The organism is Microcoleus sp. PH2017_12_PCY_D_A, from assembly GCF_020738565.1.
Taxonomy (GTDB): Bacteria; Cyanobacteriota; Cyanobacteriia; order Cyanobacteriales; family Microcoleaceae; genus Microcoleus.
In genome coordinates this window covers 1-24,130 of the sequence record NZ_JAEQCI010000127.1, presented here as the reverse complement: position 1 = coordinate 24,130, position 24,130 = coordinate 1, and the positions used below count along the sequence as shown (strand labels likewise).

The following is a 24,130-nucleotide window of genomic DNA, read 5'->3' as shown; positions in this document are numbered from 1 at the left end:
AGATTGTTATGAGGAAGGACTAAAGTCCTCACTACAAACTTTATTATAGGTTCGTAGTCAGGACTTTAGTCCTTCTTTAGATTGTTATGAGGAAGGACTGAAGTCCTTACTACGAACTGGATCGAGTTTAAACTCTTCGATTCGCCGTTTCAGCTAGAATTTGCTTAATTTGAGCAGGAGTCAGACTGGGATTGGCCTGCAACATCAAAGCGATCGCGCCGGATACGTGCGGCACTCCCATGGAAGTACCCGCCAAATATCCATAGGGAACCCCCGGTTGAGACAGCGCCACCGTTGAATAAACGTCCCCAGCATCAGCCCTACCGCCATCGCCGCCCGGAGCAACAAAATAACTAATTGTGTCAGATCCCGCGCGGTTAGAATAAGCCGCAAACAAGCCGTTTCGGGTAACAGCACCGACAGTAATGCCTACCTCAGTTGCAAACTTACCCGGATAATCCACCTCCGGGCGAGCATCATTTCCTGCCGCCGAAACCACCACCACGCCCTTAGATTCAGCGGCTCGAATCGCACTCAATTCTTGCTCGTTGAACTGTTGACCGCCAAAACTTACATTAATTATCTTCGCCCCATTTGCCACCGCATAATTAATCGCGTTAATTTCATCCCTAATTTGCCCAACTCCCGCGCTATTGAGTATTTTCAAAGGCATAATCTTCGCAGTCGGAGCCGTTCCAGTAATTCCCACCCCATCTTTTTTCGCAGCAACTAAACCCGAGATATGAGTGCCGTGATTGTTATCATCCATCGGATCGTTATCGTTGTTGGCAAAATCCCATCCCCGGAAATCGTCTACAAACCCATTTCCATCATCATCTACGCCGTTGCTAGCTTTATTTCTACCTGCGGCATCAACGCCCGTTTCCCCCCCATTGCTCCAAACATTCCCGGTCAAATCCGGGTGATTGTAGTCAACTCCGCTGTCGATAATTGCTACAACAATGCCGTCTCCAGTCAAGCCCTTCGCCCAAACTTCTGGAGCTTTAATTAAATCTCTGCCCCATTCGTCGCCACCCAAATCGGGAACATCCGAAAAAGTTGGCACACCTTGAGAAGAAGCAACTGCCGCTGCTGCATTCACTAAACCGAACCCAAAACGAGAGTCAAAACCCGATGAGTTGCCGGGATTGTCAGGAACAATATTTGCAGGAGTTGCAGATAAATTTAGGGTAAAATTTGTATTGCCTTGGTTTTGATAAACTCGGACAAAGTATGTTCCGGCTGCCAAATTTTTGAGGTCGATCGACTCTGGCGACAAACCAGATTTTTTAGAAGAACCAATAATATCGTTCAAATCAATAGAATTGTCGCCGTTAATATCTTTAATTACAGCCACGTCAACATCGGCACTAAAACCGCTGACAGTTAATTGAAAGTCGTTATTTGCAGGCAAAGTAAAGCGGTAAAGGTTGTCTGGGCGCGCGTTGCTAACCGAGTCGGCGATGGTTTGAGTGTTGCTCAAAACGCCTAAATCTCGGGCTTGGCTGAGTTGGTTGCCCAATACAGCATTTGCAGAGATAAACTTACCGCTGAGGTTTTGTGGTGATGTGTTGGCGACTAAGCCTAAAATTGCATTGGATTGACGAATTTTAATTACTGTATTGGGAGTGCCGGAAACTGTTTCTAAAGTGAGGTCTGCTTCGGTAAGATTGTCAGTTAGTCCGATCGCATCCTCAAAACTGTTAAAGTCAGTAATTATGTCAGCAACCGCCGGATTGGAAACAGCAGAGTTGCTGCGGAGCACAAAGGTATCCGGGCCCAAACCCCCCGTCAGCGTATCTTTGCCTCCATCGCCCACTAAAACGTCGCTACCGTTGCCGCCGTTGAGGCTATCATCTCCCCTACCTCCTTGCAAGGTATCGCTGCCCTTGCCGCCAAATAGGAAGTCATTGCCGGCACCGCCGTTAAGCAAGTCATTCCCGACACCACCGAAGAGTGTATCGGAATTGCCGCCGCCGAGGAGTCTGTCGCTACCATTATCACCGCTGATGCGATCGGCATCCGAGGCACCGACAATAAAATCGTTACCTCCGAGGGCAAAAAGTCCGTTAGGATAAGGAGTCAAAAAGCCCGGAGTTAATGTCAAACTATTGGGGCTATCATCTAAAAGATAGGAAAATCCGTCAGGGCTCGGGCCGGGCATAGAAATTTACTCCTTAGATAAAATCAATCTAAATTTTAGATTCAAAACATGAAATTGTCCTTAATAAATCTACCATCCCAAATTCATTAATCAGGAACGGAAAATGGGAAAACAACACTTGCATCGAATTCAGAATTTTTTTAACCTCGCCAAATCGCATTTAAAGCCTTATTTGCGCTATGCGATTTTGGGCGGCACGTTTTTATTTATTGCCAAAGCTTTTGTAACTCACTGGCGAGAAGTCGCGAATATCCGAATTCGAGCCGAAAGTTTTCCGTTGCTGGCGATCGCCCTTGGCGTCACTTTACTGTCTCTAATTTTTGTCGGCTGGGTGTGGATGTTAATTTTGCGGGAATTCCGCCAACCTGTAAATGCCGCCTGGGCGATTCAAGTTTTTCTCAAGACCAATATTGCCAAGTATTTACCGGGTAATATTTGGCATTTTTGGGGTCGAATCTTGGACGCCAAAAAAGCAGGAATTGCCCCCAAAGCTGCTACTCTCAGCGTGCTGCTAGAACCGCTGCTGATGGCTTCTGCGGGCGTGCTGATTGGCTTGATTTGTTTTGAGCGCATCAATGGGTGGTTGCGAATTTTCGGCTGTGCTGCTATTTTGACGGCGATTCATCCCCTAATTTTAAATCCGATCGTCTTGTTTGTGGAGCGGTTGAAGTTATCCAAGAACAAGGGGGAAAATTCAGATGTTGGGGATGCTGCGGGCGATCGACTAATTTCGCCTTTAGAGTCTAGCTCCAATCTAGCTAAAAAAATATCTAATGTCAAGTCCCAGCGCCAAAATAATTTACCAATTAAACGCTATCCTTTAGTGCCGTTAATCGGACAAATGTGTTTTATCGGATTGCGGGGTAGCGGTTTTTTGCTAACGGTAATGGCTTTAAATCCGGCGAGTTTTCTCGATATTCCCAACTTGTTCGGTGCTTTTGGTTTGGCGTTTGTTGTGGGTTTGGTTGTACCGGGTGCGCCTGGAGGAATGGGAGTATTTGAAGCAACGGCGATCGCGCTATTGTCCGATCGCTTTTCTGTGGGTATAATTCTGAGTGCGGTGGCTTTGTATCGGATTATCAGTATTCTGGCGGATGTTTCCGGTGCTGTTTTGGCGAAAATTGACAGGAAGCGCGATCGGCACATTAAGTAAGTGGGAAATAATATATTATGCCAGCGGATTTACCCCGATTAGCCGGAGTTGAAAATATGTATTTTTATTAAGACTTTGGGTTTACGCAAGTATACTGGCTATATTTGACTTCAGACAAAAATTTTGTAAAAAAATCTGTTTGGGCCGTTAAGAAACAAAGCCACAAACAATCTAGTCTGAATCAATAAATTTAAGACTGGGAAACAAACCGAGTTGCTCTCATAAAAATCACAAATTTAGGTATTTGTACTGTCAAAGACACTTATTTTTTGAGTTCGGGTGCGATCGTCCTAGATTTATGAAAAATTATTCACTTTAGGATCGGGGGTACACAGCCATGATATCAGTTTTGTCAGGACGATCGATTCCCTACGGGATAGCTTCGCTTAACGAACTTGCGAATCACATCAACGCGGGCCAAGGGAGTTTTGGCGAAAAGGGCGATCGTACAAATAACCCCAGTACAATAGTATTTATCGATGCGGCAGTAGCAGACTATCAAACTCTCCTCGATCAAGTGAAATTGGGAGTAGAAGCAATAATTATCGACGCCCACAGAGATGGAGTCGAACAAATTAGCGAAGTCTTAGCGAATCGCGCCAATATTGACAGCATTCATCTAGTTTCCCACGGCGAACCGGGAAGCTTGCAACTCGGTAAAACTCGACTGTCTGTCGATAACCTAGAAGCTTATAGCCAGCAATTGCAGCAATGGCGGCGCGCTTTAGCAGTTGATGCAGACATCCTGATTTACGGCTGTAATGTAGCAGCAGCATCCCGCGCTTGCCAGAAATTCCGCCAGGGAATTAATTCCCTGTCTCATAGCGAAAGTCGGTTAAAACCGACTGAGAAAAATCAAATTTTTCAGTCCTCTTTAGAGGACTTGCGCTATGAGACGGGGGTTTCAACCCCCGGCGGATCTGAGGAATATGCCATAAATTTTGAACGGGCGATGGATTTTGAAAGCGCTACAAATAATGCGGCACCGGCATCCCGCGTTTATCCGAGAGTCCGCCAGGGAATCAATTCCCTGTCTCATAGCGAAAGTCGGTTGAAACCGACTGAAAACAATTTCATTAAACAGTCCTCTTTAGAGGACTTTTGCTATGAGACGGGGGTTTCACCCCCCGGCGTACTCGATGAACAAGCCGTAGATGGTGAGCGCTTCCTCCACCGCATTGCCACTCTCACCGGTGCAAATATTGCCGCATCCAAGCATCTCACGGGAAGTGCAAAATTAGGAGGAAATTGGGAATTAGAAGTCAAAATAGGCAACGTTAAATCGCCCCTAGCATTCGAGTCAGACGCAATGGAAAATTACGCGTCTGTTTTGGCTACCTATAGCGTTACCAATACTTCCGATAGCGGTACGGGTTCTCTGCGAGATGCGATTCAACAAGCCAATTTCAATCCCGGATTAGACACAATTAACTTTAACATTCCCGGTACGGGTCCTCATACAATTACCCTTGGTACTCAAGCCTTACCTGTCATCACCAGCCCAGTTATTATCGACGGCAAATCTCAACCCGGATATGCAGGCAAACCAATTATCGAACTCAATGGCAGTTTAGTACGACCTGGCGGCAGTGGCGGCTATATTGGTACTAATGGTATAGGATTGAGCAAGAGTTTTGTTGGCGCTCAAGAAGACTCCAGCGGCAGTACCATTCAAGGATTAGTTATTAATGGATTTGGAAAAAATGAAAGCTTCTTCGGTGGCTTTGGCATTTGGGTACAGACTAATAACAATACTATTCAAGACAACTACATTGGCACGGATATTAGCGGGACTGCTGCTGTAGGTAACACTTCTGGTGGCATTAGAATCAACAGTTACACCGATCCTTTTGCACCTAATCCCACCCCCATCCCCGTCATAGGCACTATTATCTCGCGAAACGTCATTTCTGGTAACGGTGATTTAGGAACAGGTGGTATCTTTATTTCAGGGACAGCAAGCAATACCAAAATTACTAGCAACTACATCGGTACAGATTCAACGGGTACAATAGACTTAGGTAATGGTGGCGATGGTATTTTTATCCTTCGCAAAGATACAAATAGTACGATCGTCGGTGGAACTGGACCTGGAGAAGGCAATATCATTGCTAACAATAAAGGTAGCGGTATTGAGATTGCGAGAAATTTCGGCAGTCATACCATTCAAGGGAATAGGATTTTTAATAACCAACGATTAGGCATTGATTTGATCGGTACTACTGGCGTGACTCCCAACGATGTGGGCGATGGGGATAAAGGCAGCAACAACCTGCAAAATTACCCGGTTTTGACCTCAGTTAGCGGCAACACAGTCAAGGGCATTCTCAACAGCACTCCTAACAATAACTTCCGCGTTGAATTCTTTGCTAATAAAAGTTATGACCCCGCAGGTGCAGGTCAAGGTGAAACTTTTCTAGGTTTCCAAGATGTTACTACAGATAGTGCTGGCAATGCTAATATCAACTTCGCATACACTCCAGTAGCAGGAAAATCTGTTCTCGCTGCTACTGCTACTAACAAAACCACAGGCGATACGTCGGAATTTTCCCGTCGCAATCAATCTCCGATTAATTCAATACCGGGAAGAACAACTACCACCACAACTAACCCTAACAACATTACCCTCAACAGCGAAGGAATACCTAATTTTATCATTTTAGCGACACCAAATCCGTCTGCTATTGATGTTTCAGGTGTGACGGGAAAAGCGGACAGTGTTACTGTCACTCTCAACAATGTCAAAACTTCTGAGGGTAGGCTAGACTCCTCACAGGTAATCAACCTTTTGCTAGTCGGTCCACAAGGACAAAATGTGGTGTTAATGTCTCATATTCCATCCGCACCGCTCAATAACCTTACTCTGAAGTTTGATGATAATGCTGCCTCTTTTCTTGGTTCTACATTTCCAACACTGCCCCCAACTATCGCTTCAGGAATTTACAAACCAACCAACTATTCACCAAACGGTTTTCGCGATATTTATACTTTCGCTATACCACCCGGTACGCCAACAGGAGCACCAGAAGGGCCTTACGGTTCGACTCTTTCTGTTTTTAACAAAACTAATCCCAACGGCACTTGGAAATTGTATGCAGTTGATACCAACATTTATAATGGTGTTTCATCCGGTGCTACTATTCCAGGAAATATTGCTAGTTGGAGTCTCGATATTACTACTGATATCGGCAAAGAAACGACGACTCAAAATACTCCTCGCATCTTCTCTGCTAGCAACAGCAATAGTATCTCTGTATTTGACTCAGATAGCGAGTCGGTGGAAGTTAATCTCAGCGTTACCAGCGGAATTATTACACTCAATTCGCTGACAGGAATTACCGGATCGGGGAATGGTAGCAACATCCTGATTTATACGGGGAAACAGGCTGATATTAATGCTGCTTTAGATGGTTTAACTTATACGCCGAATCTGAACTTTAGTGGCACCGATACGCTGACTGTGACGACAAACGATCGCGCATCAGCAGAATTAGGCGGTGCTCTCACAGATGTCGATCGTGTGAATATTACCGTCAACCAAACAACTCCGACTCCGACAACTCCGACTCCGACAACTCCGACTCCGACAACTCCGACTCCGACAACTCCGACTCCGACACCAACTCCGACACCAACGCCTGCGGAAACTCCAACACCAACTCCGATTCCAACGCCGACAACAACTCCGACTCCAACGCCGACGCCGACACCAACGCCTGCGGAAACTCCGACGCCGACTCCGACTCCAACGCCGACACCGACACCAACTCCAACTCCAACTCCAACTCCAACACCATCGGAAACTCCAACGCCGACGCCGACTCCAATACCATCGGAAACTCCAACTCCGACTCCAACTCCGACACCGACTCCAACTCCAACTCCGACTCCAACTCCGACACCGACTCCAACTCCAACTCCGACTCCAACTCCGACGCCGACACCGACTCCAACTCCAACTCCGACGCCAACTCCGACTCCAACTCCAACTCCAACTCCAACTCCGACGCCAACTCCGACGCCTGCGCCAACTCCCACACCTGCGGAAACCCCGGCGCCAACTCCCACGCCTGCGCCTGCGGAAACTCCCACGCCGACGCCTGCGGAAACTCCCACGCCTGCGGAAACCCCGACGCCAACTCCCACGCCGACACCAACTCCAACGCCTGCGCCGACACCAACGCCTGCTTCGCCAGAGTGTATTTGCAATACGATCGAGTATCCAAAGATCGATCGCCCAAACGAAACTAACAACACCATCAACGGCAGTGGTAGCGGTGAAATTGAATTTGGCACACCGGAAAACGATGCTTTTTACGGCACTCCAAACTCAAATATTTTCGATGCCGATTTAGGCGATGACAACCTCTACGGCGGTGAAGAAAACGATATCCTTTACGGCAACCGAGGCAATGATTTTATTGACGGCAACAAGGGAGATGATATCCTTTTAGGCGGCAAGGGAAATGACTTAATTTGTGGCGGTGAAGGCGAAGATATCATCTTCGGAAATCGCGGCAATGATTCCATAAATGGTAAAGAAGACAACGACTTAATTTATGGCGGTGAAGGTGCTGATTTTATCGATGGTGGCAAAGGCAGCGATCGCGCCTTTGGAGGCAAGGGAAACGATCTAATCTTCGGCAGCGATGGCGAGGATTCTCTCGGCGGCAATTATGGTGATGATACCCTCTGCGGAGGTGTTGGCAATGATTGTCTGAGTGGAGGTGCTGGCAATGATTTGCTAGACGGGTGCGAGGGAAATGATACTTTGATTGGCGGTTTGGGGGATGACTGTCTCATTGGAGGTGCTCTTAGCGATCGCTTTTTACTCTCTACCAATTCCGGGATCGATATTATTGCCGATTTTGAGAATGGAAAAGATTTGCTGATTCTAGGTAATGGCTTGACTTTCGAGCAATTAAATGTTACTCAACTCAGCGGTAAAACGTCGATCCAGTTTGTGCCGACTGGGGAAATTATAGCTGTTTTAAATGGGGTTTCGCCTACCAGTATTAATGCAGCAAATTTTACTTTGATTTAAATTTGTACATTACTCTAAGGTATGTTGTTGCGCTTCAGCGCTCTCTTATATTATCAAAAGAGCGCTGAAGCGCAACTACGTACTTTCATATATAAGAAAAGAGCGCTGAAGCGCAACTACGTACCTAAACATCAACTTTCCTGTCTCATCCAAGATTTATGCACTTCAATTCTAATAAATCTGCTTTGTTCCAATCTTATTGAAAAATTTGTCTTAAAAAGGAACTTTTACCTGTTGACTTTTTGAGAATTTTTGTGGTATATTTTAGATGATGGGAGTGGTAACTTTAATTTTAAAATTGCCACTATTTCCATTATCTAATTGTACTTCCTTTGCTGCCAGGAGTCAAGCATTTAACCCGAAAAAAAAGGGCGATTTTTTTTAATTCACGCAACTAAAATTAATCGACGCCCATTACCAATTCCCCGTTACCCTCAATAACTTCGCCGATCGCAAAAGCACCAATTCCCTGAGACTCAAACCACTTCACAGCCTGCTCAACTTCCCGGCGATCGACCAACAGCACAAAGCCAATACCCATATTAAAAGTATTGAACATATCCGCAGTCGCCACAGAGCCAGCTTCAGCAATCCAGTCAAAAATTGGCAAACTCGGCCAGCTACTGGTGTCAATTTTCACAGATTGATTCGCTCCCAAACAGCGGGGCAAATTCTCCGGCAAACCGCCGCCAGTAATGTGAGCCATACCGTGAATTTCCAAGCCGCTTTTAAGGGCTTCGAGGACTGGTTTCACATAAATTGTAGTCGGAGTCAGCAGCACTTCTCCTAAAGTTTGACCGCCCAATTTTTCCGGTTGGGAATTCCAATCAAAACCCAAATCCCCAGCAATTTTTCTCACCAAACTAAAACCGTTGCTGTGCACCCCGGAACTAGCCAGCCCGACAGCCACATCTCCCACCCGCACCTGCGAAGCGTCCAACAATTTGCTCTTTTCGACAATTCCCACGCAAAACCCAGCCAAATCGTACTCGCCGGCTTGGTAAAAACCAGGCATTTCTGCGGTTTCCCCTCCGAGCAAAGCACAGCCCGCTTGTTTGCAACCGTCAGCAATTCCTGTCACCACCGCAGCTAATTGTTCGGAATTTAACTTTCCCGTGGCTAAATAATCTAGAAAAAAGAGGGGCTCGGCGCCGGATGTCAGTACGTCGTTGACGCACATCGCCACCAAGTCGATTCCTACTGTGTCGTGCCGATCGAGATCGTGGGCCAATTTCAACTTAGTTCCCACGCCGTCAGTGCCCGAAACCATCACTGGCTCTTTTAAACCCTCCGGGACGCTAAAAAATCCGCTAAATCCGCCGAATCCGCCCAAAACTCCCGATCGGTGGGTGCTTTTGACGGTATTCTTGATGCGATCGACAAAAGCTCTACCCGCCTCAACATCCACACCTGCTGCTCGATAATCCATAAGTCTGCCAAATCGATTTCTAAATTTTAAGTTTATGCCGATAACGGCTAACAGACGAATCTGGGAATTTGAACCTTAGTCTCAAATGTGAGGCGGCCCCCCACAACAGTCGGAAACTTGTATCCGTTTTTTGGGCGAACTCAACCTTTAATACTTGACAAACTGATTTTTTCAGGTTAATCCTTCGGAAACCATAAAATACGCAAAAATTTTGTAAATTTTTGTAAATTTTTCAGGAATTCCGAAAATGGCTGTAACCACTGCAATTAAAGGATTTTGTCAGACAGAGTTCTGATCGGATTTGAGCAATATTGCTCAAATGTATCGAAACAGCGATCCCCAAGCGCAAAAGTTTGTGGTAGTCTGTTGCAGTTCGTTACCAAAACACACATTGCAGATCGAGTTATGAGTTCTCAAAGATCGGGGAAGTTTCAGCCAAATTTTTTTGGGGCTGAAGCATTAGAGCAAAAACGCACCCGGGTACTTTGCTTTGACTCACGGGGGAATGGCGCAGGGATCGAGAAAAATCCTTGACGCCTGTTGCCAAATGGCCAATCCTCCAATCTCGGTTGGCAATGGCTCTTCACAAAAATGGACCTATGAAGGAAAAATTTGTTGGTGGTTTACTCGCTGTGCTGTTAGTTCCTGTTGTAGGAACGGCATCTTCTTGTCACGCACAAGCGACAGATGCCCTGAAGCCAGACTCTAAGGGTTCAAAACAGCAAGTAATTGCCACCCAACCGTCCCCGCAGTTAAACGCAACTCGGGCCGAAGCACAAAAAGTCGGACAGTATCAGTACCAAGCAAGAGCTGACATTGACCAAGACTCGATCGTCAAAATTCAGCCCCACGACTTGGAGGGGCGACAAGCAGTGACAGTCTACGTGCGAAACATTCCAGTCATCACCTTTCTGAACCCAAGCCAGGAAACCAACACCAAAATTGGAGAAACTGGCGATCGCAAAGCCAGTGGTAGCAGTCAGTTGAAAGTAGCCGGCACAAAAGAAAATCCCAAAGCCGGAAACACTGCCAGCAATTCCACCAATCAAGAACCAGATCCAATGTGGCGGGCATCTAGCTTAGCAGCAAGACTCAACCAGCTAAACCGCAACAACATCGATCCCAACAGCATTACCGTTAAGTGGGAAACAGGCGATCGCTACATAATCCAGGCAAACGGCGAGGACTTGGTAAACATCAACGCTCAAAACATCCTCCCCGACACCACCAGCAACTTCAGCCGAGATGCCCTGCAAGTAACAAATCGCCTCCGCCGACTCCTGGGCAACGCCCCACCCTTGGAAGAAGTCGCAGGCCAACCCCAACCCGAACCAGAAGCCCCCGTTCTATCTTTGGGCCCACTTCAAGTGCGGCTCAGCGGCTGGGCTTCCTGGTACGGCCCCGGATTTGACGGCAACCTCAGCGCCAGCGGCGAGCGTTTTAACCAAAATGCCTTGACTGCTGCACACCGCCACTTGCCCTTCGGCACTCTAGTCATGGTGCGAAATCTTGACAACGGGCGCTCGGTAGTCGTTCGGATTAACGATCGCGGCCCCTACGTGGGCGATCGGGTAATTGACTTGTCCGCCGGCGCAGCCAACGTGCTGGGAATGATAAGCAGCGGCGTTGCGAGAGTGGAAATCGAAGTGATCGAACCGAAAAAGTAAACAAGTGTAGGGCGTTGACAGTTGACAGTTGACAGTTGACAGTTGACAGTTGACAGCTTGCCCTCCGAGATCCATCGTTGGGGTAAGTCTTATGTAACGGTAAGGCACAATACAAAAGTTATCCGAAGTGTAGGCAGAAAGTAGAATCAAAGTGATATCTGGCACTCGCAGCCACAGTCCCGCTCTCTTGTAGGCGAGGTTGTTGCTAACATTGGTGCCAGATGTGAGATCGAACAAATTCCGACAAACAAATTCTGCATTCTGCCGAATGCCTTCAGGAGAATCTACCGGTGCGCCTGTTTACTAGCATTGCAGCACTTCGCTGCTACTTAAATTCACAAAAGTCTGCTGCACCTCACGTGACAGTCGGTTTGGTGCCGACGATGGGAGCTTTGCACGCCGGACATCTCAGCTTGATCCAGCGGGCAAGACAAGACAATGCGCGAGTCCTAGTCAGCATTTTTGTCAACCCGCTGCAATTTGGGCCGACAGAAGATTTTCAAGATTATCCCCGAAATTTGGAGCGAGACAGGCTGCTGTGCGAACAAGCTGGCGTGGATGCCATTTTTGCTCCCCCAGCCACAGAAATGTTTGGCAACCCAGCGGTAGATCCCGCAGCAACCGACAAAACCGCCCAAACACAAATTCAACTTTCATCATTAACTCAAGTAGTGCCGCCGCCCGCGATGACATCGGTGTTGTGCGGCAAATCTCGGCCCGGTCATTTTCAAGGCGTCGCGACAATTGTGACCAAACTTTTGAGTTTGGTACAGCCGACAAAAGCTTATTTCGGTCAGAAAGACGCCCAGCAGCTAGCAATTATCCGCCAACTGGCCGGGGATTTTAACTTGCCTGTAGAGATTGTTGCTTGCCCGATCGTCCGCGAAGAGTCAGGACTAGCAATGAGTTCTCGAAATCAGTATTTAACAGCAGAGCAAAAACAGCAAGCCTGCGCCCTCTACCGCGCGCTGCAACAAGCCTCAAAAACTTTTGCTTCAGGCGACCGCACTGCCGAAGCCGCACTCGCTGCTGCGCGCGCGGAAGTCGCTGGAGAACCCGCAGTCAAGCTCGAATACGCCGAACTCGTCGATCCCGACACTCTGATGCCGTTGGAGGTGGTGGAAACAGCGGGACTTTTAGCGGTAGCAGCCAGAGTCGGCTCTACTCGCTTGATTGATAATATAATTCTGAGGAACCGCAGGCCAATTGTGGCGATCGACGGCCCGGCGGGCGCTGGTAAATCTACCGTAACTCGCCAAGCAGCAAAAGCTTTGGGCTTGTTTTATTTGGATACTGGCGCGATGTACCGGGCGCTGACTTGGCTGGCTTTGAAAACAAATACGCCGATGTCGGATGAATGTGCGATCGCCGAATTAATCAGTTACAGCTATTTGGAATACAATCTCGATCCGGCATCTTTCATGCTGAAGATTAACGGCGAAGACATAACCGAAGCAATTCGCAGTTTGGAAGTGACATCTCGCGTCTCGGAAATGGCGGCAATTCCGGCTGTGCGGCAGTTTCTAGTAGATGAACAGCGGCGCTGCGGTACAAAAGGTGGGATTGTGGCAGAAGGCCGCGATATAGGAACCAATGTTTTTCCCGATGCGGAATTGAAGATTTATTTGACGGCTTCGGTACAAGAGCGATCGCGCCGGCGGATGTTAGAACTTAAAGACGCCGATCGGGCTAATATTAGTTTGGCCCAGTTAGAACAAGACATTGCTCTGCGGGACTCCAAGGACAGCACCCGCCCGATCGCACCTTTGCGGAAAGCTGCCGATGCTGTGTCCATTCAAACAGATAATCTGACTGTTGACGAAGTTATCGATCGGATTGTCGGCTTGTATCAAGAGAGAATCTGCCCTAAAAGTTAATTGAGGGACGCTGCGATGGCCTGGCGTCAGGTAGGGACGCGGGCTTTGGCCTGAGTCCCTAACAATATAAACGTGCCGCTAACGGCATTCGAGCGCCGTCGGGAAAATTTCCACTATTTCCCGTTTTGATGGGTGAGCGGGTTTCTTGTACACAAGTCTTAAATTTTTCGATCCGGGCGGACTTCCCCGCGATCGGTTAGTTGGAGTAACATTTCCAGGGACAATCTGATTTAAGATTATGCTCTAAAGTGAACTAACTGATATCAACATAAAATCTAGAATTAATTGTGCAAGGTGTGAAGGAGAGAATGACGTGACAAATATGAAACGGCTTTTGAGGCGGCGAAAAAAAATAATCGTTGCTTTTCTGGCCGCCGCAGGCAGTTTTTTGCTGGGTGTGACGTTACCGATGAACTTCCGGGCCACTCAACCAGCGGCACCGATGCAGGCGCAAGTCTTGGCTGTATCCCAGTCGCAACCGGCAAAACCCATATCAAATGTTAATGGGATCAAAGGGGCGATCGCCAATCGAGTTGAGTTTTCCGAACAGGCTATAGGCTCTTTGGAGGCAACCCGCTTTCAATCGAGCCTACCATCCCAGTTTAAAGGTACCATGCTGCGTCAGGCAAAACTGGACGAGCAGCACAAGGCGATCGCCCTGACATTTGACGACGGGCCCTGGCCGACAACTACTACACAAATCCTAGATATTCTCAAGAAAAACAATATTAAGGCGACATTCTTCTGGGTAGGAAGATACCTGCAAACATATCCCGAACTTGGCAAACAAGTCGCGGCGGCCGGTCACGCGATCGGCAACCACACTTGGAACCACCAATACATTAAGTATAACGAAGACGGTGCCGCTCGCGAGATCGATCGCACCTCCTCATTAATTGAGGAAGTAACCGGAGTAAAAACCTCAATGTTTCGACCGCCAGGAGGCATTTTAAACAATGGATTGGCAGCTTACGCACAGAAGAAAAATTATGCGGTTATCATGTGGTCTGCGGATTCTTTAGATTGGCGGACTGCGACACAATCGTTGATGGACAACGTGATGCGGCAGGCAAATTCGGGCGGCATTGTCTTGATGCACGACGGCGGAGGCAATCGATCGAGGACTGTAGAAGCTTTGCCCGAGATTATTGCTAGACTGAGAAAGGAAGGGTACAAATTTGTAACAGTTCCAGAGTTATTGAAGATGGAAGAACAAGCTTTAAAGAAGCAGGAAACAGCACAGAAATAAACAAATGGGAGAGTGGAATTAATCGCCATTCTCCCATATTTTCAAATAATTTAGTTTGTAGTGAGGACTTTAGTCCGCATATAAGAAAGGACTAAAGTCCTCACTACAAACCTACTGATATGTTCGTAGTGAGGACTTTAGTCCGCATTTTTGAGAGGACTAAAGTCCTCACTACAAACCTACTGATATGTTCGTAGTGAAGACTTTAGTCCGCATTTTTCAGAGGACTAAAGTCCTCACTACAAACCTACTGATATGTTCGTAGTGAGGACTTTAGTCCTTATATAAGAAAGGACTAAAGTCCTCACTACAAACCTACTGATATGTTCGTAGTGAGGACTTTATACCATTTTTCTGACCTATATGCTATGGATGAAGTCTTAGCCCCCCCGAAATCGCGGGGGGGTTGGGGGGGTCATATCTAGCGCTACTTTAGAAAAAAACCTACTGATATGTTCGTAGTGAGGACTTCAGTCCGCATTTTTCAGAGGACTAAAGTCCTCACTACAAACCTACTGATATGTTCGTAGTGAGGACTTTAGTCCGCATTTTTTAGAGGACTAAAGTCCTCACTACAAACTTATTAAAAGGGGCGAATCCTCCAGTTGAGAATTAACCCAAACAGCCGCCGCAACTCCCGATCGCAAAGCAGCTTCAATTTGACCGTCCCCGCACAAATCCCCCGCACAAACCAACGGCAAAATTTCTTGGGCTACCAAACAAGAAACAGGTAAAGGATTGCGACAAAAAGCATAGCGCCAGCGGTGAACCTGCAACCATTGCGGCTGCTTCAGCCAAGGGATTAAATGTTCAGAAGCGCGATCGAGCAATTCCCCACCGACAGTATCCAAATCAGCAGCTTCTAAATAGCGCTGTGCAAAATTAGCGCTGCTGTGCACCACAAACACAGGCTGCTGCGGATCGAGCCGCTTGCTGCTGTCCAAGCCAATCCAAGCTAAATCAGAATCATCGGGAAAAGAAACAGATTTCCACTGCGGATTGAGATTGCTCAAATCAGAATTTCGTTCCGCAGAATAGCCAGCCATAACTGTAATGCAAGGGTCGTACTCTACAGAGCGCAATTTGTCAAGAAAATCAGGCGACAAACCAATTTCTGAATTCAAAAACATTAAAGCTTGAGGAGCAGGAATTGCCACAACCACAGCCCTAGCAATCAATTCTTGAGGCGTCTCTAAATTGTCGTCGGTAACTTCCAGAGAAAGATGCCACATTTGACTGTCTGTACGAGAAATCGCTTTGACTCGGCGGCCGTACCAAATGTCTAAACCCTCTGCGATATACTTACCGACAGCATTCATCCCAGCCGGTGCGACATAACAAGAACTGGGAATAGATGATATTTCTCCTTGTCGGAATTCTCCCACACTATCCGTCCAAAGTTTCAGGATCTGCCGATCGACCAAAACATCAATTAACGCCTGCACCGCATCCCCCTGCGGCTCCAAATAGCGGGCCCCGTGATCGGCCCTGGTGCCCTGTACGCGGCGAGTAGCGACTCGTCCCCCGGGGCCGCGAGATTTCTCGACAACCGCGACAGAATAGCCAGCCAGACGCAACTGTCGAGCACAAATCAGCCCCGCCATCCCCGCACCGATCGCCACAACATCGAACATACTTATAAACTGTCAGGTATTTTGTATTTAGTTATTAGCTTAAAGGCTGCGGAGCAAAAGATGCTCTGTACCACGAGCATAAAAGCCCAAAGCCGTAGCGGGGCGTAAGCCATCGCCCTCCGCCAGGTAGTAAAATAATCGACAGGTAAGATTAGTTAAAAAAATGTAGCGATCGGCAATTTCCAAAGCGCGCTACTCAGGGACAATCTAAAATCTAAAATCTACAATCTAAAATGGTATACGGGAGGGCAAAATCTTGGACGAACTCAGAGCAGCGCTAGAATTGACAACAGAAGAAGAATTGCAGCAACTAACCGAACTTCTGTTCAGCCACAAATTTAACCCTTTAGATTACGTGCAAACCCCCGCACCCATAGACGTACAAAGTCGCGATCGCCAAGCGTGGCTAGACGCCGTAGAACAAAGGTTTCGGTATCTTGCAGCCGACGGGTTGACGGTACTCAGAGGGCGAACAGAACAAGTAACTTACAGACAAGCACTAATTCAAGTTTGCCGCTATCTCAAAATCCCTTATCCCAAACAGTTGTCAACCACCGACTTAGAAGCAGAAGTATTTCTGCATTTAATGGGCCGCACCTGGAAGCGTTTGCCGAAAGACGAACAGCAAGCCCTGACAGTCCGCGTACAGCGAGCAATTGTCGGTGCTAAACTTTCTGAACCGTTGCCAATTTCTGCTGAAAAAGACCCGCTCGGTTTGCTGTTCAAAGGTGGCAGCGCTTTAGCCGTTAGTTCAATTTTAAAACCCATGTTGCTGAAATTGATGGCAAATCAATTTGCACTGCATTTTGCTACTTATGAAATGGCAAAACAAGCAGCGATCGCAGGGACTGCAACCGCAGCAACCCAGTTTCAAAATTATGTCGCAATTCAGACGGCGCGGCGCGGGATGGCCGTGACTGCGGCTCGTTACGGTGCAACGCAGAGCGTGTTTTCATTGCTCGGCCCGGTGATGTGGACTTGGTTTTTAGCGGATTTGGGTTGGCGATCGATTTCTACGAACTACGGGCGGATTATCCCGACCATTTTTGCCTTGGCGCAAATTCGCTTAACGCGATCGGAATGCGCTTGGGAATTAGCATAGCGATTTTGGATTTTGGATTTTGGATTGAAGAATTGGGAGTTTGGGTGAACATCAAAAAAACGTGGAAATTAGCTGCCAAACAGACAGCCAAAAATCTCAAGTCTCGCCTGCAAAAACATCCAGATAGCGGCCTGCAAATTCCTTGGAATTTCGCTCAAATTGGTGTGCTTATTTTTCCGACAATTCCGATTTTAGGAGCTTTAGGAATATTCCTGGGATTAATCGGCACTTGTCAGCAAAAGTTCCGGCAAATTACCCGCCGCCCGCTGAATCGAGGATTCGCAATTCTCAGCGTGCTGCTAGTCATCACGGCGATTTTTGCCAACAACCGCATTGAGGCTTTTTTAGGATTGTGCAATTTCTTACCATTCTTTATATTGTTTGCCGCTTTCAGTCGTTTGATTGAAACTCCAGCTCAATTGCGGCAATTATCTTCGATAATAGCAATTAGTTCAATTCCGGTAATAATTTTAGGTTTGGGACAGCAATTTTTAGGCTGGAGTGGTATCGATTTATTGCAGCCAGTTTTTGGCTGGGTACTCGAACCCACTGGTAATCCTCCTGGTAGGATGGCTTCTGTGTTTATGTACGCTAATATTTTAGCTTGTTATCTAACAATTGCTTTTATTTTAGCTTTGGGATTGTGGATGGAAGGTTTCCGGAGGAAGAAGGAAGCAGGAAGTTCGGCAACGGATTCTGTAACGGATATAACAGATAGTTCGACTTCGCACTTCGACTACTTTTTAAATTTTGTAGTGGTGGGAAATGCTGTTTGTTTAATTTTTACTAATTCTCGTAATGCTTGGGGGCTTGCAGTTTTAGCTAGTGTAGCTTTTGCTGTCTATGCAGGTTGGAAAAAGTTATTAGCTGTAGTTTTTAGTGCTGTTGGTGCAGTGTTTTTGTCGGCTTTTGGCCCGCAACCTGTGCGGCAATATTTACGAACAATTATCCCGGCTTTTTTCTGGGCGAGACTGACGGATGAGATGTTTCCAAATCGGCCTACAGCTACTTTGAGAACGACTCAGTGGCAATTTGCTTGGTCGATGGCTCAGCAGCGCCCTTGGACTGGTTGGGGATTGCGAAATTTTACGCCTCTCTATCAAGATAGAATGCACGAATGGCTCGGTCATCCTCACAGTTTGATCTTGATGCTGACTGCTGAAACGGGGATTCCGGTAACGCTTTGCTTTTTGGGTTTGGTTGGCTGGATTTTGGCTAGAGGTGTTTTGCTATTGATGAATTGGCGATCGCATTTTCCTGTAGATATCCAACAGCAGGAAATAGAGGAAAATGCAATTTCAAATATCACAAATCAAGTAATTTGTCAAGATGTAAATTCGGGCGATCGCCTAATTTTTTTCAGTTATTTATTAGCCTTCGCCGCCTGTACGCTATTTAACACTGTAGACGTGACGCTGTTTGATTTCCGAGTCAATACAATAAGCTGGTTGCTGTTGGCGGCAATTTGGGGAGTGTGCGAAGAGGGAATTGGGCATAGGGAATAGGGCATCGGGCATCGGGCATCGGGCATTGGTTATTGGTTATTAGAACGAACAACCAACAACCAACTAATGACTAATGACTAATGACTAATGACTAATGACTAATGACTTCCCTTATTCCACCGTCACCGACTTCGCCAAATTCCGGGGCTGATCCACATCCAAACCTCGGCGCGCGGCAATGTGATAGGCCAACAATTGCAGCGGAATCACTGTCACAATCGGCGACAACAATTCATCCACCAAAGGCACCGGCAAAACGTGGTCAAAAATATCAGCTTCCGCCGCGCCTTGCTTCGGCGTAACGCCAATTAAACGGGCGTCGCGGGCCTTGGCTTCCTGAGCGTTGGAAAGCACTTTTTCGTAGACGCTTCCGGGCATCGCGATCGCCACTACAGGCACTTTCGCGTCCAAAAGGGCGATCGGGCCGTGTTTCATCTCACCCGCCGGATATCCTTCAGCGTGAATGTAGCTAATTTCCTTCAGTTTCAGCGCCCCTTCCAAAGCAATGGGAAAGTTAATGCCCCGCCCCAAAAAGATAAAATCTTGGGTTTCGGTAAACTGGTGCGACAATTCCTCGACATACTGTTCTTGAATCTCTAAAAACTTCTCAATTTGGGCTGGTAACTGGCGCAAACCAGCAATAATTTCTGCCAATCTCTCGGTGCTGATGGTTTGTCGCTGGTGCGCCAAATCCAAAGCTAAGAAATAGAATGCCATCAACTGCGAGACAAAAGTCTTAGTTGCAGCAACGCCGATTTCTATCCCAGCGTGGGTGTGAATAACGTGCGGTATCATGTGGGCGATCGAACTTTCAGTCCTGTTAGTAATGCCCAACATTCGCGATCGAAATTTATCAGTAAAAGCCGCGCGGCGCTGCTGTTCCATCCCCAAAGCAGCCAGCGTGTCCGCCGTTTCTCCCGACTGAGTTACCCCAATAATTAAAGTATTTGCTGTCAGCGGTGCGGGCGCGTAACGGTACTCAGAAGCGTACTGCACAGCCGTGGGAATATTAGCTAACTGTTCCAACAAATATTTGCCAATTAGCGAGGCGTGCCAGCTCGTTCCGCAGGCGAGAATTGAGATTTGTTCGACATCGGCGCAAAGTTCTTTCGGCAAGTTGAGATTGATGGGAGAGCCTGGATTTCCGGGCTGCCAATCGCTGTCTAAATAAGTTTCCAAACAAGCTCGAACTACAGCCGGCTGTTCGTAAATTTCTTTGTGCATGAAGTGCTTGAAGCCCTGTTTCTCGACAGAAACCGGACTCCAGCCGAGGAGGCGCGGGCTTTTTTTCAGCCTTTCTCCTGCAAAGCTGTAAACTTCTACTCCCATCGGAGTTAGTCTTGCCAATTCGCCATTTTCGAGGGACAAAACGGCGCGGGTGTGAGATATTAACGCAGGCGTGTCAGAAGCGCAGAAAAATTCGCCGGCACCAAAGCCGATCACCAAAGGAGCTTGCTGTCTGGCGACAATGAGTTCGTCGGGAAAGTCGGCACAGATAACGGCGATCGCAAAAGCTCCTTCTAACCGATTTACCGCCTTTAAAACCACTTCCAAAAACGACAAATCTGCAATTATTTCGGCTTTTTTCTCTTCTTCCTTCTTCCTTCTTCCTTCTTCCTTCTTCCTTCTTCCTTCACCCAAAAAATCAGCTATTAAATGAGGAATAACTTCTGTATCGGTGTCTGAGACAAATTTATGTCCCTTGGCTTTCAATTCTTCGCGCAACTCGCGATAATTTTCGACAATTCCATTTTGAACTACGGCAATTCGCCCGCTATTATCCCGGTGAGGGTGAGCGTTGTATTCTTCTGGTTTGCCGTGAGTGGCCCAGCGGGTATGTCCGATGCCGATGGGCGCGGGAGAGTCTATCTCTGCTAGCTTTTCCCGGAGGTTGTGCAATTTGCCTTTTGCTCGGATGCAGGTAATTTCTCCTTCGGAGATGGTAGCGAGGCCTGCTGAATCGTAGCCCCGATATTCCAGTTTCTCCAATCCTGATAGCAAAATCTCGCTTGCTGCTTGCGTGCCGATATAACCAACGATTCCGCACATTTAAGGTAATTCTCCTGCTTAGCGATCGCAATAAAACTCAAGTTTTATCATTTTTACCTTCTTCCGGTTGCAGAATGCAGATTCCGCGACAAAAAGAGAGGGGGCAATTTAATCGCCCCCTCCCTTGTAACGTAACTCGATCGACAATTCGATCGAAATTTAGTAAGCTAGACCCATACTGCGAGTGGTTTCTGCTCCCAGGTAAACCCGGATGCTCAGAAAATCGGTAGGGCAAGCTGTTTCGCAACGTTTGCAACCTACACAGTCTTCGGTGCGGGGAGAAGAGGCAATCTGAGCTGCTTTGCAGCCATCCCAGGGCACCATCTCCAAAACGTCAGTCGGACAAGCGCGGACGCACTGAGTGCAGCCGATGCAGGTATCGTAAATTTTGACTGAATGAGACATTGAATAAAGGCTCCCAACGAGTCACTAAAAATTTGCTGGCTCTGCGAATTAACAGATTTGACGGCGAGGTGCCACCGCTACAGCCTGCACAGAGAATCAAAGGCTAGTCTACCGCAGTGCCTGGAAGCACTTCGCCAAAAAGTGACAAAACTTCACAGTCGTTGGCGGATCTAGTCTGCCGGGGTGGGGGTTGACAAATCTGCGGGGATCTTCTTCGTAACAGCCGTTATTTTTATCGTCGCAATAGGTTTTTGCTAAGGTTTGGGAGGTTCGGGCGATCGATATTTTTCCAAGTTGGCGCATACGATCGGGCATCACAACTGCTAAAACTAGGGTTAGGACTAGAGAACTTGAAACTAAAAATAATAGGCCTGACTTTCTGCATTTCATGGCTTTTTTGTAAGTCCTTCAATTTAGCTATCGCCCTCAAGTCCTGCCTTTTATGCAGATTTTTAGTTTTTTTTACAAAAAAACACACTCACCTCGAAACACAAGAGACCTCTTGCATATAGAGGTCTGTAAGTGCATCAGCTATACTTGAAAAATTAGTTATTAGTTATTAATTAGCGAGAGTCATTAATACGCTGCTGCGCTATAGTCTGCCAAACCTTCACTTCTCGGCTATTGTTAGAGTTCCGGTTCAGGCATTTTTTCCACAGGATTAATGCACCTTTATTATCATCCTTAGCTTCTAAGACTTGTGCCAACAAACAATAAGCATCAGTCCGTTCAGGATTGAGTTTAATTGCCTGCTGCAAATCAGCTTCAGCTTGAGAATAATCATTTTGTACCCAGCGAGCCCAGCCGAGATTTCTGTATAATGCCGATCGCACTTTCGGCTTCTGAGTTTGCTGCAAACCCCGCAAACTCAACTCAATAGCTGCCGCAGCATCTCCATCCAAAATCCGTAACCGAGCTAAATCGCTAAGAGCATTGACAGCAACCGGGCTGTTAGATTGGATGGCAAGTTCGTATTGAACTGTGGCGCGATCGAACTCTCCCGAATCATCGTAAAAACCGCCCAAATTATACCGGGCTACAGGATTTAACGGATTGAGTTTGACAGCTTTTTCGTACTGCAATTGAGCGCAGGCAAAATCTTTAATAGTTTGGCAAATCAATCCGAGGTTGTTGACTATTTTTGAATCTTGAGGATTGAAAGCAAGCGCTTGTTCGTAGTATTTTTTAGCTTCAAATAACTGTTGCGATTGTTGAGCTTTTACACCCAAATCGTAATAATATTGAGCAATTCCTGGAAAAGACAAACGATAAAATATTCCAGCCAATAGCAAAGCAGCAATTGAGACTTTGAACAAAGGAGAATTTAGATTTCGCAAAATGCTTTTGACAAACAGCCCTCTAAGAGTTAAAGACCTCAAAATAACTGCTGTATTTTGCGGGCGATCGAATGGAAAAAATTCTACCATCTCATCAATAAAATCTGCCAGTGGCTGGAAAATTTGCGGCGCTTGCTTTTTCCAAATTAACTTACCTGTACGAGAATCTTTTGGCAGTTCGAGAGGAGATTTGCCAGTCAGCAAATGAATAAAAGTGCGACCCAAAGCATAGAAATCTGATTGGGGAACTGCTTGACTGTCTATTTGTTCTGGCGGAGTGTAGCCGCCCGAAATAATGGCTGTGATTGTTTGTTGTTTTATTTTAGCTAAGTAAGTGTTGGTAATTCCCCTAACGCTGCCAAAATCTATTAATACTAGCCTACCGTCAGGTTTGAGAATAATATTTGATGGTTTAATGTCACGATGAAAAAAATGCTTTTTGTGCAAAACTTCTATAATTTCGATTAATTGTCTCAGCCAATTTAAAGCTATATCTTGAGAAATACGGCCGTGTTCTGTCAACCACTGTTCTAAATTTTTTCCCTCTATTTTTTCCATCGCCAAGCAGTGAATTTCTTGGGTACTGTCCTTGGGGGTAAAAGTGAAGTATCCATCAATTTCTACTTTGGGAATCCCCGGATGATTCAGCAACTGCAAGGTAAATGCTTCTCGGACAAACATTTCGACTAATTGGGTGCTGCTGTCTTTCAAGACTTTAATTACTTTACGAGTCCCTTTTCTATCTTCCGCTTCAAAGATCTCCGTATAGCTCCGCGGATCTAAGGCTCGCAGTGGTTTGAGGAGTTGGTAGCCGCTAATAACCAGCGGAGTACCGCAAGCTTGACAATGCTCAATATGGTTGGGATTTTGACGCTGTTTGCAATCGGGGTTAATACAGTAAATCACATAAATTTCCGGTGTTAATTAACAGATTTAAAAGATGGATCAAAATTTTAAGCAATTTCTCGATCGCTCCCAGAATTAGGCACTTTAATGTTTTTCAAATATTTTCTAATTACAGGCTGTAAAACGAACAAGAATTCATTTGTATTGTTATTTGTAATTTTTTCAATCAAAAAGCGTCTACCTACAGATTCTAACGCTTCTATTAAACTTGAAGTGCTGAATTCTAGTGCCAGTTTTTCTCTCATTTCTTGAAAAGAAATTGGTTTGTCTGCATTGGCTATAGCTTGCATGAGTAGGATTTCAAAACTTGATAATCGTTGGAAATGATTGTCTAAAATATCCCTATAATCGGGGCTAATAGATATTGTGCCCCACTTGAGATATCCCGCCACATTTTTATTGAAAATATTTTCAATGGTTCCAGCAATTAGTTTCAAAGCTAAAGGATTGCCGCGGTAGATCTTAATCAACTCTTCCCACTGTTGTTCCCCAGTCAAACCTTTAGACTGCAAAATTTGGTAGTGCCCTGAAGGAAAGGATCGGAGTAAGCTATAATTAGAGAAGTGTTTCCCATAGCGTGATATGACATTAGAAATTAGTTGCCCTAAT

14 protein-coding genes and 1 pseudogene are annotated in these 24,130 nt (G+C 46.5%); 7 read left to right on the top strand and 8 right to left on the bottom strand.

All coding sequences use genetic code 11. From position 1 onward, the window contains the following. Window positions 1–127: 127 nt before the first annotated feature. On the bottom strand, window positions 128–2,164 hold the full coding sequence (locus JGK39_RS28190; protein WP_293298259.1) for a S8 family serine peptidase: 2,037 nt from the start codon (window positions 2,162–2,164) through the stop codon (window positions 128–130). A 103-nt stretch (window positions 2,165–2,267) separates the two neighbouring features. Here JGK39_RS28190 and JGK39_RS28185 point away from each other — a divergent pair, with 103 nt between their 5' ends. After that, the gene (locus JGK39_RS28185) at window positions 2,268–3,317 is read left to right on the top strand and encodes a UPF0104 family protein (protein WP_293298256.1); all 1,050 of its coding nucleotides are present in this window, start codon (window positions 2,268–2,270) and stop codon (window positions 3,315–3,317) included. A gap of 337 nt (window positions 3,318–3,654) precedes the next feature. After that, a complete protein-coding gene (locus JGK39_RS28180; protein ID WP_293298254.1) occupies window positions 3,655–8,361 on the top strand; it encodes a DUF4347 domain-containing protein in 4,707 nt (1,568 codons plus the stop codon). 400 nt (window positions 8,362–8,761) lie between these two features. On the opposite strand, the gene purM is transcribed toward JGK39_RS28180, so the two are convergent. After that, window positions 8,762–9,790 (bottom strand): phosphoribosylformylglycinamidine cyclo-ligase, encoded by a 1,029-nt coding sequence (gene purM / locus JGK39_RS28175; protein WP_293298252.1) that lies wholly within the window; start codon window positions 9,788–9,790, stop codon window positions 8,762–8,764. 599 nt (window positions 9,791–10,389) lie between these two features. On the opposite strand from purM, the gene JGK39_RS28170 reads away from it, so the two are divergent. The 3 genes from JGK39_RS28170 (at window position 10,390) to JGK39_RS28160 (ending at window position 14,583) form a co-directional block, all read left to right on the top strand. After that, window positions 10,390–11,457 carry a septal ring lytic transglycosylase RlpA family protein gene (locus JGK39_RS28170; protein WP_293260120.1) on the top strand — a complete coding sequence of 356 codons (1,068 nt, stop codon included), beginning with the start codon at window positions 10,390–10,392 and terminating at the stop codon, window positions 11,455–11,457. 290 nt (window positions 11,458–11,747) lie between these two features. Next, window positions 11,748–13,334, top strand: coding sequence for a bifunctional pantoate--beta-alanine ligase/(d)CMP kinase (locus JGK39_RS28165; protein ID WP_293260117.1), 1,587 nt, complete (start codon window positions 11,748–11,750; stop codon window positions 13,332–13,334). A gap of 322 nt (window positions 13,335–13,656) precedes the next feature. Then, entirely contained in the window at window positions 13,657–14,583 is a 927-nt protein-coding gene (locus JGK39_RS28160) for a polysaccharide deacetylase family protein (protein ID WP_293260135.1), read from the top strand. Between the two features lie 572 nt (window positions 14,584–15,155). Here JGK39_RS28160 and JGK39_RS28155 read toward each other — a convergent pair. Continuing rightward, complete coding sequence (locus JGK39_RS28155) at window positions 15,156–16,217, bottom strand: FAD-dependent oxidoreductase (protein WP_293261991.1); 1,062 nt, start codon at window positions 16,215–16,217, stop codon at window positions 15,156–15,158. Window positions 16,218–16,473: 256 nt separating this feature from the next. Here JGK39_RS28155 and JGK39_RS28150 point away from each other — a divergent pair, with 256 nt between their 5' ends. Then, window positions 16,474–17,319: a hypothetical protein gene (locus tag JGK39_RS28150; RefSeq protein WP_293261988.1), complete on the top strand. Its 846-nt coding sequence runs from the start codon at window positions 16,474–16,476 to the stop codon at window positions 17,317–17,319. Further along, window positions 17,304–18,824, top strand: coding sequence for an O-antigen ligase family protein (locus JGK39_RS28145; RefSeq protein WP_366516013.1), 1,521 nt, complete (start codon window positions 17,304–17,306; stop codon window positions 18,822–18,824). The genes JGK39_RS28150 and JGK39_RS28145 overlap by 16 nt, the downstream gene beginning before the upstream one ends. A gap of 111 nt (window positions 18,825–18,935) precedes the next feature. Here the strand turns inward: JGK39_RS28145 and glmS are convergent, their stop codons facing one another. From glmS to JGK39_RS28120, 5 genes and pseudogenes are all read right to left on the bottom strand, one after another. Continuing rightward, on the bottom strand, window positions 18,936–20,873 hold the full coding sequence (gene glmS / locus JGK39_RS28140; RefSeq protein WP_293298248.1) for a glutamine--fructose-6-phosphate transaminase (isomerizing): 1,938 nt from the start codon (window positions 20,871–20,873) through the stop codon (window positions 18,936–18,938). Window positions 20,874–21,032: 159 nt separating this feature from the next. Beyond that, on the bottom strand, window positions 21,033–21,278 hold the full coding sequence (gene psaC, locus JGK39_RS28135; RefSeq protein ID WP_015175986.1) for a photosystem I iron-sulfur center protein PsaC: 246 nt from the start codon (window positions 21,276–21,278) through the stop codon (window positions 21,033–21,035). Between the two features lie 108 nt (window positions 21,279–21,386). Continuing rightward, on the bottom strand, window positions 21,387–21,593 hold the full coding sequence (locus JGK39_RS28130) for a hypothetical protein (RefSeq protein ID WP_293298245.1): 207 nt from the start codon (window positions 21,591–21,593) through the stop codon (window positions 21,387–21,389). A 248-nt stretch (window positions 21,594–21,841) separates the two neighbouring features. After that, complete coding sequence (locus JGK39_RS28125) at window positions 21,842–23,521, bottom strand: serine/threonine-protein kinase (RefSeq protein ID WP_293298243.1); 1,680 nt, start codon at window positions 23,519–23,521, stop codon at window positions 21,842–21,844. A gap of 47 nt (window positions 23,522–23,568) precedes the next feature. Further along, window positions 23,569–24,130, bottom strand: a pseudogene (locus tag JGK39_RS28120) (hypothetical protein); the annotation flags it as partial.